The sequence below is a fragment of the Streptomyces sp. NPDC002643 genome (assembly GCF_053592555.1).
In genome coordinates this window covers 152,135-170,490 of the sequence record NZ_JBSFVY010000003.1, presented here as the reverse complement: position 1 = coordinate 170,490, position 18,356 = coordinate 152,135, and the positions used below count along the sequence as shown (strand labels likewise).

13 protein-coding genes are annotated in these 18,356 nt (G+C 69.6%); 9 read left to right on the top strand and 4 right to left on the bottom strand.

The features are described from left to right. Nucleotides 1–76: 76 nt before the first annotated feature. The 3 genes from ACWD4G_RS05535 (at nt 77) to ACWD4G_RS05525 (ending at nt 3,924) form a co-directional block, all read left to right on the top strand. Nucleotides 77–1,708 carry an ABC-F family ATP-binding cassette domain-containing protein gene (locus tag ACWD4G_RS05535; RefSeq protein WP_451290897.1) on the top strand — a complete coding sequence of 544 codons (1,632 nt, stop codon included), beginning with the start codon at nt 77–79 and terminating at the stop codon, nt 1,706–1,708. 220 nt (nt 1,709–1,928) lie between these two features. Next, the gene (gene ddaH / locus ACWD4G_RS05530; protein ID WP_451290896.1) at nt 1,929–2,705 is read left to right on the top strand and encodes a dimethylargininase; all 777 of its coding nucleotides are present in this window, start codon (nt 1,929–1,931) and stop codon (nt 2,703–2,705) included. Between the two features lie 241 nt (nt 2,706–2,946). Beyond that, complete coding sequence (locus ACWD4G_RS05525; RefSeq protein WP_451290895.1) at nt 2,947–3,924, top strand: acyl-ACP desaturase; 978 nt, start codon at nt 2,947–2,949, stop codon at nt 3,922–3,924. Between the two features lie 52 nt (nt 3,925–3,976). On the opposite strand, the gene ACWD4G_RS05520 is transcribed toward ACWD4G_RS05525, so the two are convergent. After that, nucleotides 3,977–4,225 carry a WhiB family transcriptional regulator gene (locus tag ACWD4G_RS05520; RefSeq protein WP_451290894.1) on the bottom strand — a complete coding sequence of 83 codons (249 nt, stop codon included), beginning with the start codon at nt 4,223–4,225 and terminating at the stop codon, nt 3,977–3,979. A gap of 412 nt (nt 4,226–4,637) precedes the next feature. Between ACWD4G_RS05520 and ACWD4G_RS05515 the strand changes: the two genes are divergently transcribed. Continuing rightward, nucleotides 4,638–5,078, top strand: coding sequence for a hypothetical protein (locus tag ACWD4G_RS05515; RefSeq protein ID WP_451290893.1), 441 nt, complete (start codon nt 4,638–4,640; stop codon nt 5,076–5,078). 209 nt (nt 5,079–5,287) lie between these two features. After that, a complete protein-coding gene (locus tag ACWD4G_RS05510; RefSeq protein ID WP_451290892.1) occupies nt 5,288–6,514 on the top strand; it encodes a glycoside hydrolase family 64 protein in 1,227 nt (408 codons plus the stop codon). A gap of 42 nt (nt 6,515–6,556) precedes the next feature. Here the strand turns inward: ACWD4G_RS05510 and ACWD4G_RS05505 are convergent, their stop codons facing one another. Continuing rightward, on the bottom strand, nt 6,557–7,627 hold the full coding sequence (locus ACWD4G_RS05505; protein ID WP_451290891.1) for a LacI family DNA-binding transcriptional regulator: 1,071 nt from the start codon (nt 7,625–7,627) through the stop codon (nt 6,557–6,559). A 168-nt stretch (nt 7,628–7,795) separates the two neighbouring features. Beyond that, nucleotides 7,796–8,773 (bottom strand): multicopper oxidase domain-containing protein, encoded by a 978-nt coding sequence (locus tag ACWD4G_RS05500; RefSeq protein WP_451290890.1) that lies wholly within the window; start codon nt 8,771–8,773, stop codon nt 7,796–7,798. 221 nt (nt 8,774–8,994) lie between these two features. Between ACWD4G_RS05500 and ACWD4G_RS05495 the strand changes: the two genes are divergently transcribed. From ACWD4G_RS05495 to ACWD4G_RS05485, 3 genes are all read left to right on the top strand, one after another. Beyond that, a complete protein-coding gene (locus ACWD4G_RS05495; RefSeq protein ID WP_451290889.1) occupies nt 8,995–11,499 on the top strand; it encodes a ThuA domain-containing protein in 2,505 nt (834 codons plus the stop codon). A 20-nt stretch (nt 11,500–11,519) separates the two neighbouring features. Continuing rightward, nucleotides 11,520–13,748, top strand: coding sequence for an OmpL47-type beta-barrel domain-containing protein (locus ACWD4G_RS05490; protein WP_451290888.1), 2,229 nt, complete (start codon nt 11,520–11,522; stop codon nt 13,746–13,748). A gap of 113 nt (nt 13,749–13,861) precedes the next feature. Next, complete coding sequence (locus ACWD4G_RS05485; protein ID WP_451290887.1) at nt 13,862–15,991, top strand: HEAT repeat domain-containing protein; 2,130 nt, start codon at nt 13,862–13,864, stop codon at nt 15,989–15,991. Between the two features lie 158 nt (nt 15,992–16,149). Here the strand turns inward: ACWD4G_RS05485 and ligD are convergent, their stop codons facing one another. Beyond that, nucleotides 16,150–17,160 carry a non-homologous end-joining DNA ligase gene (gene ligD / locus ACWD4G_RS05480; RefSeq protein WP_451290886.1) on the bottom strand — a complete coding sequence of 337 codons (1,011 nt, stop codon included), beginning with the start codon at nt 17,158–17,160 and terminating at the stop codon, nt 16,150–16,152. A 74-nt stretch (nt 17,161–17,234) separates the two neighbouring features. Between ligD and ACWD4G_RS05475 the strand changes: the two genes are divergently transcribed. After that, a complete protein-coding gene (locus tag ACWD4G_RS05475) occupies nt 17,235–18,299 on the top strand; it encodes an ATP-dependent DNA ligase (RefSeq protein ID WP_451290885.1) in 1,065 nt (354 codons plus the stop codon). Nucleotides 18,300–18,356: the final 57 nt, after the last annotated feature.

The following is an 18,356-nucleotide window of genomic DNA, read 5'->3' as shown; positions in this document are numbered from 1 at the left end:
CCTGGTCGTGTCGTCGTCTCTCGCGGTGCCTCATACGCGTTGCCCCCGGCCGCTTCCCGCATTCGCGAGGTTCCTCATGTCAACTCCCCTGTCCCTCACCTGTACCTCCCTGTCCTTCGGCTGGCCCGACGGCACGCCCGTCTTCGACGAGTTGCAGATCGCGTTCGGCCCCGGCCGCACCGGGCTCGTCGGCGCCAACGGGGCGGGAAAATCAACCCTGTTGAAGCTGATCGCCGGTGAACTGACCCCCGGCGACGGCATGATCAAGGTCGCGGGTGAGGTCGGTTATCTCCCGCAGAACGTCACGCTCGACACCGGTCTGCGCGTCGACGAGGCGCTCGGAATCGCCGCCGCCCGGGCCGCGCTGCACGCCATCGAGGCGGGCGATGTGGCCGAGGAGCACTTCGCGGTGGTCGGCGACGACTGGGACGTCGAGGAACGCGCCCTGGCGACCCTCGGTCAACTCGGCCTCGGCCATGTCGACCTGGACCGCACCATCGGCGAGGTCTCGGGCGGCGAGTCCGTACTGCTGCGACTGGCCGCCCTGCTGCTGCGCCGCCCCGACGTCCTCCTCCTCGACGAGCCCACCAACAACCTCGACCTCTACGCGCGCCGCCGCCTCTACGACGCCGTCGCGTCCTGGTCCGGGGTCATGGTCATCGTCAGCCACGACCGTGAACTCCTCGAACTGGTCGACCAGATCGCCGATCTGCACTCCGGAGAGGTCACCTGGTACGGCGGCAACCACTCCGCCTACGAGGCGGCCCTCGCCACCGAACAGGAGGCGGCCGAACGGATGCTGCGGGTCGCCGAGGCCGATCTGAAGAAACAGAAGCGTGAACTCGTCGACGCCCACGCGAAGTTGGCCAAGCGCACGCGGTACGCCAACAAGATGTACGAGAACAAGCGCGAGCCACGGGCCGTGATGAAGCTCAAGAAGCGCTCGGCCCAGGTGTCGGCGGGCAAGCACCGCCTCCTGCACGAGGAACGGCTCGCCGACGCCAAGGAACGGCTCGACGAGGCGGTGGAGGCCGTACGGGACGACGACGAGATCCGGATCGACCTGCCGTACACGGCCGTACCGCCGGGCCGTTCGGTCCTCACGCTCCTGGATCTCGAACTGCGCTACGGCTCCCGGGTGCGCGGCGACCTCGATGTGCGCGGGCCCGAGCGGATCGCGCTGATCGGGCGCAACGGCGCGGGCAAGACCACGCTGCTCAGGACGATCGCGGGCGAGCTGGAGCCGGTGGCCGGCGAGGTGCGGGCGCATGTGCCGATGCGGTTCCTGCCGCAGCGGCTCGATGTCCTGGACGAGGAGCTGACGGTCGCGGAGAACGTGGCCCGGTTCGCGCCGGGCGCCACCAACAACCGGGTCCGGGCCCGGCTCGCCCGCTTCCTGTTCCGGGGCGCGCGGGCCGACCAGCCGGCGGCGACGCTCTCCGGCGGGGAACGCTTCCGGGCCGCTCTCGCCGCCCTGATGCTCGCCGAGCCCGCCCCGCAGCTGCTGATGCTGGACGAGCCGACGAACAACCTCGACATGGCGAGCGTGCGGCAGTTGACCACGGCCCTGGAGTCGTTCGAGGGCGCCCTGATCGTCGCCAGCCACGATCTGCCGTTCCTCCAGTCCCTCGGGATCACCCGGTGGGTGCTCATGGAGGAGGGGGAGCTGCGGCCGACCACACCGGAGGAGGTGGGGGTGGCCGACTGAGCCCGGACAGGTGGGCGTGACCGACTGAGTCCGGACCCGGTGGTCCCGCTCGCCAAGATCAACTCGATCGGCGACCGAGGGCACGGCTACTCCCGAGTATTTCAGGAGGGCCACAGCCTGGCCCCGGGGGTTTTGCGCCCGTGGACCGGGCCTGCATGATGGCGGACCGGCGTCGCTCCACGGGCGCCGGAACACCCTCGTTCGATTCGGAGTCATCCACGTGCCCAGCAAGAAGGCCCTCGTCCGCCGCCCGAGCCCCCGCCTGGCCGAAGGCCTCGTCACGCACATCGAACGCACCGAGGTGGACGTCGACCTCGCCGTGGAGCAGTGGGAGGCGTACGGCGAGGCCCTGCGCGACCACGGCTGGGAGACCATCGAGGTGGAGCCGGCCGACGACTGCCCGGACTCGGTGTTCGTCGAGGACACCGTGGTCATGTACAGGAACGTGGCGCTGATCGCCCGCCCCGGCGCCGCGTCCCGGCGGGACGAGACCGAGGGGATCGAGGAGGCCGTGGCGGCGCTCGGCTGCTCGGTGAACTGGGTCTGGGAGCCGGGCACCCTGGAGGGCGGCGATGTCCTCAAGGTCGGTGACACGGTGTTCGTGGGCCGGGGCGGGCGCACCAACGCCGCCGGCATCCAGCAGTTGCGGGCCGCGTTCGAGCCGCTCGGGGCGCGGGTCGTCTCCGTGCCCGTGAGCAAGGTGCTGCATCTGAAGTCGGCGGTCACGGCGCTGCCCGACGGCACGGTCGTCGGGCACATCCGCAATATGGACGCGCCGTCGCTGTTCGACCGCTTTCTGCCGGTGCCGGAGGAGGCCGGGGCCCATGTCGTCCTGCTCGGCGGGGCCAAGCTGCTGATGTCGGCGAGCGCCCCGAAGACCGCCGAACTCTTCTCCGACCTCGGCTATGAGCCGGTCGTGGTCGACATCAGCGAGTTCGAGAAGCTGGAGGGCTGTGTGACTTGCCTCTCTGTCCGACTCCGGGAGCTGTACGCCTGACGGGTGGCCGAATCACCCTGGTGGCCCTGAGACCTGCGGTCCCGGGGCCTTTTCACGTGCCCTTCGAGACTCGCCGGGCCCGGTTGATCAGCGATCTTTACAGCACACTTAACCTACGGTCTCGTAACCTACGGCTTCGTAGCCTACGATGCCGTAGGTTCCGGTCACCCGCCCGTGGCCGCGCACTTGTTCGTCCGTGTCGTCCCCTTGTACGTCCTTTGTACGTCCTTCTGGAGCCTCTGTGTCGATCACTTCCCCCCTTCTCGGCAGCTCGTCCTCCGACTGGACCGATGCGCGGCTGCTGTACGCGCTGGAGGAAGTCGTCGAGAAGGAACTCAACCGGCATCTGAAGGTCACCAAGGACTGGATGCCGCACGAGTACGTGCCGTGGAGCGACGGCCGCAACTTCCCCGGTTTCTTCGAGGACGGCGAGGCCTGGGAGAAGGGGCAGTCCAAGGTCTCCGAGGTCGGCCGGATCGCCCTGGTGGTGAACCTGCTCACCGAGGACAACCTGCCCAGCTACCACCACGAGATCGCCACCCTCTTCGGCCGGGACGGCGCCTGGGGCACCTGGGTGCACCGCTGGACGGCGGAGGAGGGCCGGCACGGCATCGTGATGCGCGACTATCTGCTCGCCTCGCGCGCGGTGGACCCGGACAAGCTGGAGCAGTTCCGGATGGCCCATATGAGCGAGGGCTTCGAGTCGGACAACCGGCACTCGATGCTCCACACGGTCGCGTACGTCGCCTTCCAGGAGCTCGCCACCCGTGTCTCGCACCGCAACACCGGCCACCACTCCGGTGACCCCGTCTGCGACCGCATGCTGGCGCGTATCGCGACCGACGAGAACCTCCACATGGTCTTCTACCGGAACCTGCTGAAGGCCGCGTTCGAGTTCGCCCCCGACCTCACCATGCAGGCCGTCCGCGATGTCGTCGTCAACTTCCGTATGCCCGGCCACGGCATGCCCGGCTTCGAGCGCGCAGCCGCGCAGATGGCCATCGGCGAGGTCTACAACCTGCGCATCCACCACGACGACGTCCTCGCGCCCGTCCTCCGCTTCCTGAAGATCATGGAGATCGACGGCCTCGGCCCCGACGGGCAGAAGGCCCAGGAGGAACTCGGCCTCTACATGAACGGCCTGGACTCCGAGGCACGCAAGTTCGACGAGAAGCTGGCGGCCCGCAAGGCCCGTATGGCGGCACGGGCCTCCGCCTGACGATCAGGCTCGTACGTGAGGGGGGGCGCGCTGTCCGCAGCGCTCCCCCCCCTCAGCTCTGGTCGGCCCGCCGCAGGCGCAGGCGCTCCTTCTCGGAGAGGCCGCCCCAGACGCCGAAGCGTTCGTCGTGGGTCAGGGCGTAGTCGAGGCAGGCGGAGCGCATCTCGCACATCCCGCAGATGCGCTTCGCCTCACGCACCGAGCTGCCCGGCTCGGGAAAGAAGAATTCGGCCCCCGTCTGCGCACACAGCGCCCGCTCCTGCCAGGCGGTGTCGACCGGGGTCATCGTCGTGTTGTGCATACCGAGGATGCTGCCGGGCGGCGAAAAACGTTTGCTCAACGCCACATCAACGCGGCCGCCAGGAGCGTTCCATGGTCCCGCCGCAGAGGGCTCGTGGCATGGCGGCGCGCCCGGTGGAGGGCGTGGGGTGCGTCCCCGGGGGCTGCGCTCCTTCAGGGGCGCGGGGCTGGATCGATTTGCGGCTCCGCCGCGATGGGGGTCCCCCCGCGCTGGGGGTACCTCCCAGGCCCTTAAGGCACTGGGGGAGAAGCCGAGCGTGGGGGAGCGGCCAGCCACAACGAGCCCGCACCCGAAAACACACCCCCACGCGCCGAGCCCAAGCGCGGGCACAGTGCAAAACCCGGCAGAGCACCCACATCCCTCAAACCCTCGGAGAGGCTTCGGCCGACGCCTGAAGTCGGCCGGCCCCGGGATGGGCGGCTACGGCTTCTTCCAACTCGACGGCAAAACCGTCGCGGGCGCCCTGCGGAACCCACCGGAGCAGGGCCCGCCGTCCTGGAACGTCTACTTCCGGACGCCGGACGCGGACGCCACGGCCAAGGCGGCGGAGCACGCGCACGGCTCGGTGCTGCCGCAGCCGATGGACGTGGCCGAAGAGGGCCGCATGGCGATCCTCGCCGACTCGAAGGGCGTCCCCTTCCGCCTCTGGCAGCCCCACCGCATGGACAGCGGCAGTTACACCTGTGTGAACCCGGCGCGGACCGAGGAGCAGGACATGTCCACCGGGCTCGTCCCGCTCGACGAGGACCCGGCCGAGGCGGGCTCCGGCCGTACCGGCGGCCGCTTCGCCAAGCTCACCGATCCGTACGGCACCCGCTTCGCGGTGATCAAGAGTGTTCCCCCGCAGGGCTGATGACGGCACGCATGACCGCCCGTGCGGAACCGGGCGGTCGGGCGGGCGGTCGGCCACCGGCCGCTGTCGATCACCCCGCCCTGAGAGCGCTCTCAGTCAAGGGTGTCATGGGTCTTGACGCCTCAACTCCCCCCTGGGAACAGTGGGTGCACCACAGCAGGGGCCCCACCCCTGTGCCTCCACTCCCCCACATCCCAGGAGGCCCATCCGTGATCTCGCGACGTACCTTCCTCACCGGCACCGCCCTCGCCACCGCCGCGAGCGCCCCCGCCCTGGGGAGCGCTCTCAGCCCCCCGGCCGCGGCCGCCGCCCCCGCCACCTGCGAACTCGCGCTACGGAACGCCTCGTTGCCGGGCACGGTACGGGCGTATGTCACCGGGCACGAGCAGTCGACCGGCGCCTGGGTGCTGCTGCGGGCCGACGGCGGTGTCTATCGGCCGACCTCTCCGGCCGCTCCCCAGACCCCGTTGCCGGTGGACTGTGCGATCCCGCTCGGCGCGGCGGGCTCGGCACCCACCGTGCTGACGCTTCCCCAGATGTACGGCGCCCGTGTCTACTTCGTACGGGACAGCGCCCTCGACTTCTTTCTGAACCCCGGCCCCGCGCTGGTCGAGCCCGCGTTCGCCACGCCCGCCGATCCCAACTACGGCAGGACCTGGTCGTTCTGCGAGTTCACCTTCAATCCGGCGCAGTTGTTCGCCAACATCAGCTATGTCGACCTGGTGACGGCACTCCCGATCGGGCTGACCCTGGAGGGCGACGCCACCCACACCGTCGCCCCGCTGCCCGAGGGCGCGGTCGACAGGATCGCCTCGGACCTGGTGGCGCAGGCCGCGCGGGACGGGCAGCCCTGGGACCGGCTCGTCATCCGGGCCGGTGACGGTCGCGTACTGCGTGTCATCTCCCCACAGAACCTGATGGCGCCCTACTTCGACCGCCCCGACGAGATGCCGTTCCGCACCTACTGGGACTCCTACATCGCCCAGGCATGGGAGAAGTACCGCACCACGGATCTACGGATCGACCTCCAGGGCGGCCGGGGCGTCCTCACCGGCCGGGTGAGCGGGGACACCCTCACCTTCACGGGCGGCCACTCCTTCGCCAGACCGACCTCGAAGGACGTCTTCACCTGCAACCACGGCCCGTTCGCCAACAACCCCAAAGACCCGGACGACAAGAAGGCCCTCCTCGCCCGACTCGCCGCCGGCTTCAACCGCTCCCTCATGCTCACCCACCCCACCCAGCCGAACGGGACGACGGCCGCCGACTACTACCAGGGCGACGTCACCAACCACTGGTCACGTGTGGTGCACGTCAACTCGCCCATCGGGTACGCGTTTCCGTACGACGACGTACGGCCGGACGGGCAGCCGGACGTGTCGGGCGCGGCGTACGACGGCAATCCTCGCCGGTTCACGGTGACGGTGGGGGCGTGAACACAGGGTCTGCCGTTCGGATCGTGTCGCCCGAGTGAATGCTCATGCCGAGGCGCGCCGTACCAGGGTGGTCGGCAGGACGATGCTGGACGGCGCGTCGCCCACGGTCGTCGACGGGGCGGCGCCCGGCCCCACCTCCCGGCCCCCGCGCTCAAGGCCGCGCAGGAGCAGTCGCGCCATCAACCGGCCCATCTCCTCTATGTCCTGACGGACCGTCGTCAGTGGCGGCTCGGCGCCCTCGGCCACCGGAAGCATGTCGTCGAACCCGACCACGGCGACGTCCTCGGGCACCCGCCGCCCCCGTTCGCGCAGGACGCGCAGGGCGCCGGAGGCGGAGAGGTCGTTGGCGGCGAAGACGGCGTCCACCTCGGGGCAGCGGTCGAGGAGTTCACGCATGGCGCGCTCGCCGCCGGCCGGGGTGAAGTCGCCCTCGACGATCAGCCCGGGGTCGGCATCGACCATGACGTCCCGGAAGCCGTCGAGCCGGTCCACCGCCGAGGTCTGGTCGAGGGGGCCGGCGATATGGGCGACGCGGGTCCGGCCGAGGCCGACGAGATGGCGTACGGCGTCGCGGGCGCCGCCCCGGTTGTCGCTGTCGACGTACACGGTGGGCGCGCTGCTGCGGATGCCGTCCGGCCAGCCGGGCCGACCGCCGAACACGGTCGGGACGCCGGCGCTCTGGATCAGCCCCGGGAGCGGGTCGTCCAGGTGGAGCGAGAAGACGAGGGCGCCGTCGACGTGTCCGCCCGCGAGATAGCGCCCCACGCGCGCGTAGTCCTCGGGGCCTTCGGTGAGCAACAGCACCAGCTGGGAGTCATGAGTGGTCAACTCCTTGCTGATGCCCCGGAGTTGGAGGGCGAAGAAGGGGTCGGCGAAGACCCTGGTCTCCGGTTCGGCGATCACCACGGCCACGGCGTCGTGCCGTCGGGTGACCAGGCTCCGGGCGGCCTGGTTCGGTACGTACCCGAGTTCCTCGACGGCCCTGCGCACCCGCTCCGCCAGCGGCTCCCGTACGCCCTCGCCCCCGTTGACGACCCGGGACACGGTCGCCCGTGACACCCCGGCCCGCGCGGCCACGGCCTCCAACGTCGGACGTGGCGCTGTCTCGGTCACTTCGGGACTCCTGGACTGCTCAAAAGGGGTTCCGAGTCAGCATAACCAGGGGCGGGGTCCCTGAGTGGGGGTGTTCTGAGAGCGCTCCCGGATCAGGAAGTCCAGGCCGGCCGTCACCTCACCTCCGTACCTCACGCATCCCCAGCCGGCGTACGCCCTGCTCCCCGCCTAATGCTCGTGCCCCTCCGGCTCGTACCCCGGGATCGTGCCGTCCGTCTTGCGGACCAGGAACAGGCCGACCATGCCCATGTCGGAGTGGCTCTGGACATGGCAGTGGTACATCCAGGCGCCGGCGCCGACGCCCTCCCCGGCGATGATCTGGAAGCCGAAGGAGTCGGCGGGGCCGCAGATCTTGTTGTCGATGACCTGGCTGGGGTCGTCGGGGCCGGTGAGGGTGCCGGTGCGGTTGTCGGCCCAGCGGTGACCGTGCAGATGGAACGTGTGGTAGTACTCGCCGTGCGTGATCACGACGAACTCGACGCGGTCGCCCACGGTGGCGTCGAAGTCGGGTCCCGAGTGGGCCGGTTTGTTGTTGATCAGCATGTCGTTGAAGACGACGGTGACGGTCTTGTCGGGGAGGACATCGCCCTGGCGGCGGACGATCACCGGGCCGTAGAGGCCCTTGCGGATGCCGCCGGTGCCGTGTTCGGTGCCGACGACATGGTCGTGGTAGTGCCAGTAACCGGCACTGCCGGGGCGCCACGTGCCGTCCTTGCGGGTGCCAGGGGCATGGGTGCGCCAGGTGTAGGTGCGGGTGCCGCCGGGCTCGACGTCGCTCTTGTTGAGCTTGGTGCCGTCGCTGGAGATCTCGTAGTCCAGGCCGTGGACATGCAGGCTCACCGGGATGTCCATGGTGTTCTCGAACTCGATGTGCAGGGTGTCGCCCTCGTTGAGTTCGATCAGCGGGCCCGGGATGGACGCCTTGCCCTTCTCGAAGCCGTAGCCCATCTGACCGTCCGCCAGTTTCTCGGCGTACAGCTTGATGTGCCGGACCGCTCCGCCCGCCGGAGCGGTCCGCACCAGTCCCTCCGCGCTCGCCGCCTCGGGGGCGGTCACGGCGTCCATGGTCACGGACAACGATGTCGCGGCGACCGCGCCACCCAGCAGCACCCGCCGGTTGAATCCTCGTCTGTCCAAGGCGTCCATGCGGAACTCCCCACCCCGATACGCGATTTGCGGAGACTCACTTGTGGCACGTATGGCTCTGTCGGCTCTGTGATGAACCTGTGTGACGGTAGCGGCACCTCGGCCGTTTATCCACACCAAGGACAAAGTTCGTCCCATCGCGGTCATAGGTATTGGCGCGTGGGGAAAAGGGGTCTAGCTTCCTTGAGGTTGTTGCTGTGACAGGTCCTCAGGAGGTGCCCATGCGCTTACGAGGGTTGAGCGCCAGACGACGAATCACGGGTAGACGGACGAGACGACGACTGTGGGTGGCCACGATGGCGGCCTCGGTCGTCGCCGGTGGGCTGCTGACGGGGCCCGCCGCTCAGGCGCGCCCCTTTCCCGACCCCGCTCTGACAACGATGTCGATCACATCGCCGCCCGGCGGCTCCGGTCCTCAGGTGCTGATCTTCCACGGCTCGGCGGCGGCCGGGGAGGAGTCGCCGGTGGTGAACGCCGGTATCGAGGCGATCGAGCGGATCGGGCTCTCGGGGCCCTCCGCCGAGCGTTTCGAGGTGACGGCCACCGACGACGCCTCCGTGTTCACCGACGAAGCCCGGCTCAGTGGCTTCAACGCGGTCGTCTTCCTCACCGGCGGCGGCGATGTCCTCGATCCCGAGCAGGAGGCGGGGCTTGAGGCGTACATGGAGGCGGGCGGCGGTTTCGTCGGCGTCCATGACGCGGCGAAGGCCGAGCCGTACTCGGATTGGTTCGGCGGGCTGATCGGTGCCCGTCCGGCCGCGTCGAGCCCGACGACCGTACAGCGGGCGACCGTCGAGGTCGGTGACCGCGAACATCCGGCCACCAAGGATCTGCCGGTGCAGTGGAAGCGGCCGGACAAGTGGTTCAACTGGGTGAAGAACCCCTCCGGTGCCGTGCACACCGTGGCGCGGGTGCGCGAGTCGACGTACCAGCCGGGTACGGGCGCGGGCGGCTGGGACCATCCGGTGAGTTGGTGCCGTGACTACGACGGCGGCCGGTCCTTCTACACCGGTATGGGCGGGACCGTGTCGGCGTACGACGAGACGGACTTCCGTACGCATCTGCGCGGTGCCCTGCTGTGGACCTCGCGGCTGACGCGGGCCGACTGCAAGGCGACGATCGACGCCAACTACAAGGCGGAGCGGCTGACCCAGCCCAACCAGCCGGGGCAGAACGACCAGATCGGCGAGCCGCACGGCCTGGTCACCGCCCCCGACGGACGGGTGTTCTACATCGGCCGGGGCGGCGCGGACTCCTCGCAGCCCGTGATCACCGACTGGAGCAACCCGGACATCGGCAAGGGCAAGGGCGAGATCCACGTCTATGACCCGAAGACCAAGAAGGTCACCCTGGCGGGCGCGCTGACCGTCTTCGGCAACAAGGGCGGCGGCGGTGAGCTGATCAAGGTCGAGGAGGGTCTGCTGGGCATCGAGCTGGACCCCGCCTTCCAGCAGAACGGCTGGGTGTATCTGCACTACACACCCCATGCGCAGATCAACCGGGACACCCGGATGGCCGAGCGTCGCGTCTCCCGCTTCACCCTCGACCTCGCCACCGACAAGCTGGATCTGAGCAGTGAGAAAGTACTGCTCAAGTGGCCGGTGCAGATCCACAGCTGCTGCCACGCGGGCGGCGGGATGACCTGGGACTCCCAGGGCAACCTGTACATCGCGACCGGCGACAACAACTCCAGTGGCTTCAGCGACGGTTACTCCGGCAACAACCCCGAGCCCAACTACAAGGGCGTCTCCTTCGCGGACGCGCGCCGCACCGCCGGCAACACCAACAACCTCAACGGCAAGATCCTCCGCATCCACCCGGAGCCCGACGGCACGTACACCCTGCCCGAGGGCAATCTCTTCACCGGCAAGGAGACCGACGAGGGCGGCGGCAAGACCCGGGGCGAGATCTATGTGATGGGCGTCAGGAACCCCGCCCGTATCTTCGTCGACAAGCAGACCGACGTCCTCTACGCGGGCTGGGTCGGCCCGGACGCCTCGGCGCCCTCCACGACCTGGGGCCCGGCGAAGTACGACACCTTCGCCGCCATCACCGAGGCGGGCAACCGGGGTTGGCCGTACTGCATGGGCAACAAGCAGCCCTATCGCGACCGCAATCTGCCGGACCCGTCGAAGCCACTGGGCTGGTACGACTGCGACCACCCGAAGAACGAGTCCCCGAACAACGACGGGCTCGTCAGCCTCCCCCCGGTGACCGGCAACAACATCTGGTACTCACCGCAAGGAGGCGCCCCCGACTATCCGCGTGACGCCGCCGGTGTCCCCTCCTACAAGGTCGAGGAGGCCACATACCTGCTGCCGTGGCTGAAGGGCGGCGGACAGGCCACGATGAACGGGCCCGTCTACCGCTACGACGCCTCGGTGACCGCCTCCGGGCAGTGGCCCGCGTACTGGGACGGCAAGTGGTTCGTCGGCGACTTCTACGACGCCGACCAGCCCCGGCACGCGGTGCTCACCGATCCGAAGAACCAGGGCAGCGGCGGGCTTCCGATCCACGCGGAGTCGCTGAAGAGGATCGTGCCGGTCGGCAACGACGGCATCAGGAACCTCATGGACTGGAAGTTCGGACCGGACGGCGCGCTGTACGTCCTCGACTACGGGCGCGGCTTCTTCACCTCGGACGCCAAGTCGGCGCTGTGGCGGGTCACTTACACGGGTGGCGGGCCCACTCCGGCCGCCGACGAGCTGGCGCGGAGGGCGGAGTGATGCGCGAAAGACGGTTGGCCATGTGCGAAAGACGCTGGTGGGCGGCGCGCGAACCGCGCCTGTGGGCGGCCCTGTTGGCGGCTCTGCTGATGGTGGTCGGGCTTGCCTCGACCCCGGCCTCCGGCCGCCCGAAGCCGGTCGGTGACGTGCTCGCCGCGCAGGTGCTGACGTGGACGGCCGGTGACGACATCACCAAGTACACGACCGCCCCGCAGACCGCGGTGGCGGGGGCGACGACCATCGTGTTCGAGAACAGCACGGCGACCGGCAACACCATGGGCATGCCCCACACGCTGACGTTCGACGTCTCGGACCCCGAGTACAACAACGACGTCCCGCTCAACATCCTCGCCAACCCGGGCGACGACCAGGGCGGCAAGTGGACCGCCGAGGTCACCCTCACCCCCGGCCGCTACCGCTACTACTGCACCATCCCCGGCCACGGCCAGATGCAGGGCATCCTCGTGGTCACCGAGGGCACCGGCGACGACACCACCGCGCCGGAGACCTCGGCGTCGGTCGCCGGTACGCAGAACTCGGCGGGCGCGTACGTCGGTTCGGCCTCCGTGACGATCGGGGCGACCGACACCGGCGGCTCAGGTGTGGAGCGCGTCGAGTACGCCGTCGGTGACACCGGCGCCTGGCTCCCGTACACCACACCCGTCGTGTTCGACCAGGTGGGCACCCACAAGGTGCGCTACCGGGCGGTCGACAAGGCGGGCAACACGGCGGCCGAGAAGAGCGTCGAGTTCACGGTGGTCGCCCCGCCGACGGACGACACGACCGCCCCGGAGACCTCCGCGACGGTGGCCGGTGAGCGGAACACCCAGGGCGAGTACATCTCCATGGCGACCGTCACCGTCACCGCCTCGGACACCGGCTCGGGCGTCAACACCATCGAGTACGCGCTCGGCGACTCGGGCGCCTGGCAGCCGTACACCGCGCCGGTGATGGTCCACGAGGTCGGTACGCACAAGGTGCGCTACCGGGCGACGGACAAGGCAGGTAACGTGGCGGCCGAGAAGAGCGTCGGCTTCACGGTCGTCGCCCCGCCGGCCGAAGACACGACCCCGCCGGTGACGGGAGCGACCGTAGAGGGCGACCGGAACTCCGCCGGGGCGTACCTCAACAGCGCCGAGGTCACGGTCAGCGCCACGGACCACGGCGGCTCGGGTGTCGCCGCGATCGAGTACTCGCTCGACGGCGGCCCGTACCTGGCCTACACCGCCCCGGTGGTGGTCGACCGCGCGGGGACCCACACGGTGACCTACCGGGCGAGCGACAAGGCGGGCAACACGGCCGCGGCACGCTCGGTGAGCTTCACGGTCGTCTCGGGCGGCGGCGTCCCGGCGCCCAACTGCGCCGAGTACGACGAGAGGTTGACCGTGTACGTCGGTACGGTCGACTCGGGTGTGCCCAACCGGGTCACCAACAACCGGTGCCGGATCAACGAGTTGATCGAGGACGAGAAGGAGTGGACGTCCCACGCGCTGTTCCTGAAGCACGTGGACGCCGTCCTGGACGCCCTCTTCACGGAGGGTGTCGTCGATCAGCGCGAGTTCGACGCCATCACGGAGGCGGCCGGCGAGTCCGGCATCGGCAAACCCGGCCAGACCGAGGGCTACCGCACGATCATGGACGGTACGGCCGAGTCGTTCGCCAAGTGGCAGCACGTGGGCGGCGGTTCGTTCGGCCTCAACTCCGACGGCTCGATCACCTCCGGTACGGCGAAGGCCGGGCTCGGCATGCTGTGGTTCCCCGAGCGGAAGTACGGCGACTTCTCGCTGCGCCTCCAGTGGCGCGACGACGCACCGGGCACGGGCAACGCCAACTCCGGTCTGTTCGTCCGCTTCCCCTGGGTCCACGACCACCCCGAGGAGTCGCGGCCGGAGTGGGTGGCCATCAAGTTCGGCCATGAGGTGCAGGTCCTCGACCGGCCCGACGGCGACATGTACAAGACGGGCTCCGTGTACGGCTTCGACCGGGTCGGGCTCGCCGGTGCGGGCGTCACCCAGAAGGGCACCTGGAACGACTACGAGATCCGCGTGGTCGACCAGCACTACTCGGTGTACCGCAACGGTGTGCTGATCAACGAGTTCGACAACATCGGCGGCCAGGACTTCACCCCGCCCCGCTCGGACGACCCGGGCACGGACGGCCGCCGCTTCGCCTCCGGCTATGTCGGCCTCCAGGTCCACGGCACGACGGATGTCGTCTCGTACCGGGACATTCGGATCATGGAGTTGTAGTCGGGAAGGGAGTTGTGGCCGGGGTCCGCCCGGCTCGGCCCGTTGTCAGTGGCGTACGGCATGCTGTGATCGGTGGCTGCCGTACGCCACCGCTGTGCGACGGGGAGGCTGGAGTGCTCACGGGGATCGACGACGTCGACTGGGCGTCGATGGGGCACGCGTACACGGAGTCGGCGACCGATGTGCCGGACCTGCTGCGGGGTCTGGCGTCGGACGACCCCGCCGAGCGGGACATCGCGCTGGACGGGATGTACGGGGCGGTGCACCACCAGGGGGATGTGTACGACAGCACGGTCGCGTGCATACCGTTTCTCTTCGAGCTGGCGTCGACGGAGGGCCTCGCCGACCGGGCCGCGATCGTGTGTCTGCTGTGCAGCATCTCGGGCGAGAAGGAGCCCGATCCGGAGGAGATCGGCGGCCTCTTCGAGGACGAGGAGGAGGACGCGGCGTTCGTCCGGCCCTTCCTGGACGCGTGGGCGGGGGTCCGCGAGCGCGCCGACGCGTTCACCGGGTTGCTGACCGACGTCGACGTGGAGGTGCGGGCGGCTGCCGCGGCGGCGCTGGCACATGTCCACCCCGATCCCGTGCGGGCGTTCGGGGCGCTGCGGGAACGGCTGTCGGTGGAGCGCGAGTCCGAGGCTCTGCGTGCGCTGGCAGCGGCGATCGGCAAGCTGGGCGTCGGGCACGCGGAGACGCTGGGCGCCGAGGCGGGTCGGGTGCTGCGCGACCTGGTGGTGGTGTCCGGCGAGCCGGAGGCCGAGGTGCGTCTGGCCGCCCTGGTCCAACTGGCTTGCTGCGCACCGGAGTTGCTCCCCGAGGACACGGTCGAGTTCACGCTCGCCGTGATGCGGCTGGCGTACGAGCGGAAGACGGCCGGTGGGTCCGCGCCCGAGGAACGGCCGGAGTCGGAGCCCGAACGCCCGAGCACCAACACTCTGGTGTCGCACCTCCACGAGCTGGAGGCCAAGCAGCGGGCGAGTATCGACGCCGACGTGGCCGACGACCTCCTGGTGGAGCTGCACCACGCGCTGGGTGATCGCACGGACCTGCGATACGCCCTGCTTCTGGGCCAGTTGGAAAGCCCCGACTGGGGTCAGCGGATGGCGGCGGTATGGATGGCCGGAGCGCTGATGACGGGCTGGCGGGTGCCGGACGACGAGCCGGTACTGGCGCTGGCCCGACAACTGGAGGAGACCGATCTCCGCCTGAACAAGGCCGCGTTGAGCGAGCTGATCCACCTCGCCCCCGTCGCATACGCGGCGGCCGACGATGTGGTGGCGTTCATCGTGGAGTGGGGGAACAGCGATCGGCAGGAGAGCGACACCGTCGTGCGCTGGGACCAGACGGGGGTCGGCAAGGCCCTTGAGGTGCTGACCCTCCAGGGCGACGAACGGGTCCTGAACTCCCTGAAGTCGGTACTCGGCCGCTACGAGCCCCCGGAGAACATAGAACGATGGCTGGAGGCATTCGGCCCGGCGGCGACCGACGAACTCGGCCCGGTCCTGCATGACCGGATCGTCGAGCTGGGTCCGAAGGGACGCGGGGTCACCCTGCACCGACTCCTCAAGGGAGTGGGCGTCCTCGCACACCCCGATTCCCTGCCTCTGATACTCACCGCTCTTCGGAACTCTGTCGACGACAAGGCGACCCAGTCGTCCGCGCTGCGGGCACTGGCCGGGTACGGCCGAGCCGCGAGCGAAGCAGCCCCGCTGCTACGGGGGTTGGTGTCGGACGGAGGCGCCCTTGAGGGCAACCGGGTGGAGGCGGCCACTGCCCTCTGGGCGGTGACCGGAGACGCCGAAGCGGTACTCCCCACGCTCCGCGCCGCCACCGAGTCCGACCACTGGTACGAGCGCGACGCCGCCCTGAGGGTGATCGGTTCACTGGGCCCGGCGGCGACGCCCCTCGCACCGCTTCTGCGCGCCCGGAAGGAGAGCGCCGACGCGGCGACAGCCCTGTGGAGGGTGACCGGAAACGCCGAGGAGGTACTGCCGACCTTGCTCCACGAGTGGACCGCCCGCCCCTTCCACCGCCCGGCCATAGCGGCCTGCCTGGCCGAGATGGGCGAAGCGGCGGCACCGGCACTCCCTCTGATCCAGGCGGAGCTGGCCTCCCCCCGCCGCCACCGCACCACCCACGAGAACGAAACGCCCCACTCAGCCACGAACACCCGTTACGACATCAGGTCGGACGAGAGACTGCTGGAGGATTGCCGCCGAATAGCAGCAGCGCTGGCAGGCTGACCGGCGAGGCCGCGCTGCACCGCCGAAGGGGCGATTGGGCCGAAGGCCCGAGCTTTGAGGGCCGCAGGCCCAAAAGGGGCGCGGGGAACTGCGCGACCAGCCACAACGACGCCGCACCCGCCCGAAAACAACCCCAGGCACCCCAATAGGCGCAACGGCTACGCCTTCTTAGCCCTACTGGGCTGAACCCGTTTCGGCTCCCCCGGCATCTTCGGATACTCCGGCGGATACGGCAGATCCCCCAACCCATGATCATGCTCATCCCGCGCCGCCAACTCCAACAACGCCTCCAAGGAGTACGCATGGTCATCCATGCCCGCGTGCACATCCCCCCGCTCCGCGAAGCGCCCGGGCATGGTCGCGAGATCGAAGTCCCGCGGCACGGCGACCCCCACCTCGTCCCAGGTCAGGGGCGCCGAGACGGGGGCGTGCGGCCGGGGTCGTACGGAGTAGGCGGAGGCGATGGTGCGGTCGCGGGCGGTCTGGTTGTAGTCGACGAAGATCTTCTCGCCCCGCTCCTCCTTCCACCAGGCGGTGGTCACCTGGTCCGGCATCCGTCGCTCCAACTCCCGTGCCACGGCGATGGCGGCACGTCTGACCTGGACAAATGTCCAGTGAGGTGCGATCGGCACAAACACATGCAACCCCCGGCCGCCGGAGGTCTTCGGCCAGCCCCGCAGATCCCCGTAGTCGTGCAGGACCGACCGCAGCTCATGGGCGGCGCGGACGGCGTCGGCGTAGTCGGTGCCGGGCTGGGGGTCGAGGTCGATACGGAGTTCGTCGGGCCGGTCGACGTCGTCGCGGCGGACCGGCCATGGATGGAAGGTGAGCGTGCCGAACTGCGCGGCCCACAGCACGGCGGCCTCCTCGGTGGGGCACATCTCGTCGGCGCTGCGACCGCTGGGGAAGGTGATGTGGGCGGTCGGAATCCAGTCGGGCATGTTCTTGGGGGCGCGCTTCTGGAAGAAGGACTCGCCGCCGACGCCGTCGGGATAGCGCTCCAAGGTGGTGGGCCGGTCGCGCAGGGCCCGGAGGATGCCGGGACCGACGGCCAGGTAGTACCGGGCCAGATCCAGCTTGGTGAAGCCACGTTCCGGAAAGAACACCTTGTCGGGGCTGGACAGCCGTACCGTCCGGCCGCCCGTCTCCAGTTCCACCGCATCACCCATGCGGCCACGGTAGGCGGAACGGTTGAATGCCGCATACCGGGCGAATCTCTCCGTGCGGGCCCAGAATCGAAGGCATGGATCTCCCGGTGATGCCGCCCGTGAAACCGATGCTCGCCAAGTCCGTGGCGAAGATCCCGCCGAACATGCACTACGAGGCGAAGTGGGACGGGTTCCGGGCGATCGTGTTCCGCGACGGTGCCGAGGTGGAGATCGGCAGCCGTACGGGGAAGACGCTGACCAGGTACTTTCCCGAGTTGGTGGTGGCGTTCCGGGAGCGGTTGCCGGTGCGTTGTGTGGTGGACGGCGAGATCGTGATCGCCCGGGAGGGGCGGCTGGACTTCGACGCCCTCACCGAGCGCATCCACCCGGCGGACTCCCGTGTCCGGATGCTGGCCGAGACGACGCCCGCCTCCTTCGTCGCGTTCGATCTGCTCGCCCTCAATGACGAGTCCCTCCTGAACGTCCCGCTCACCGACCGCCGGGCCCTGCTGGAACTGGCCCTGGCCGAGGTCACGGCGCCCGTCCATCTCGCGCCGGCGACCTTGGACCGGGAGCTGGCGGAGCGATGGTTCGAGGAGTACGAGGGGGCCGGGCTCGACGGGGTGATCGCCAAGCCGCTCACTGTGCACTACCGGCAGGACGAGCGGGCCATGTTCAAGGTCAAGCACGAGCGGACGGCGGATGTGGTGGTCGCCGGGTACCGCTTCCACAAGAGCGGGCCGATCATCGGATCACTGCTGCTCGGCCTCTACGACGCCGGGGGCACCCTCCAGCATGTGGGCGTGTGCGCCGCGTTTCCGATGAAGCGGCGGGCGGAGCTGGTGGAGGAGTTGGAGCCGCTGCGGCTGGAGGAGGTCGGGGAGCATCCGTGGGCGGCCTGGTCGGACGAGGCGGCGCATGAGACGGCGCGGCTGCCGGGGGCACCGAGCCGCTGGTCGACGAAGAAGGACTTCTCCTGGGTGCCGCTGAGGCCCGAGCGGGTCGCCGAGGTGGCCTACGACCACATGGAGAACGGCGTCCGCTTCCGCCACACGGCCCGCTTCCGCCGCTGGCGCCCGGACCGCACCCCCGAGAGCTGCACCTACGCCCAGCTGGAAGAGCCGGTGAACTACGACCTGACGGAGATCCTGGGCGCCTGAGCGCCGACCCTGCTCTGCGCCTCTCAGGCTCGCCCCGCCCCCAGCCCACTCCCATCC

What these genes read in the sequence shown, in the direction of transcription:
- ACWD4G_RS05535 (WP_451290897.1), top strand. Translation starts at nt 77, where the DNA reads ATGTCAACTCCCCTGTCCCTCACCTGTACCTCCCTGTCCTTCGGCTGG.
- ACWD4G_RS05520 (WP_451290894.1), bottom strand. Translation starts at nt 4,225, where the DNA reads ATGCACAACACGACGATGACCCCGGTCGACACCGCCTGGCAGGAGCGG.
- ACWD4G_RS05515 (WP_451290893.1), top strand. Translation starts at nt 4,638, where the DNA reads ATGGGCGGCTACGGCTTCTTCCAACTCGACGGCAAAACCGTCGCGGGC.
- ACWD4G_RS05500 (WP_451290890.1), bottom strand. Translation starts at nt 8,773, where the DNA reads ATGGACGCCTTGGACAGACGAGGATTCAACCGGCGGGTGCTGCTGGGT.
- ACWD4G_RS05495 (WP_451290889.1), top strand. Translation starts at nt 8,995, where the DNA reads ATGCGCTTACGAGGGTTGAGCGCCAGACGACGAATCACGGGTAGACGG.
- ACWD4G_RS05490 (WP_451290888.1), top strand. Translation starts at nt 11,520, where the DNA reads ATGTGCGAAAGACGCTGGTGGGCGGCGCGCGAACCGCGCCTGTGGGCG.
- ligD (WP_451290886.1), bottom strand. Translation starts at nt 17,160, where the DNA reads ATGGGTGATGCGGTGGAACTGGAGACGGGCGGCCGGACGGTACGGCTG.
- ACWD4G_RS05475 (WP_451290885.1), top strand. Translation starts at nt 17,235, where the DNA reads ATGGATCTCCCGGTGATGCCGCCCGTGAAACCGATGCTCGCCAAGTCC.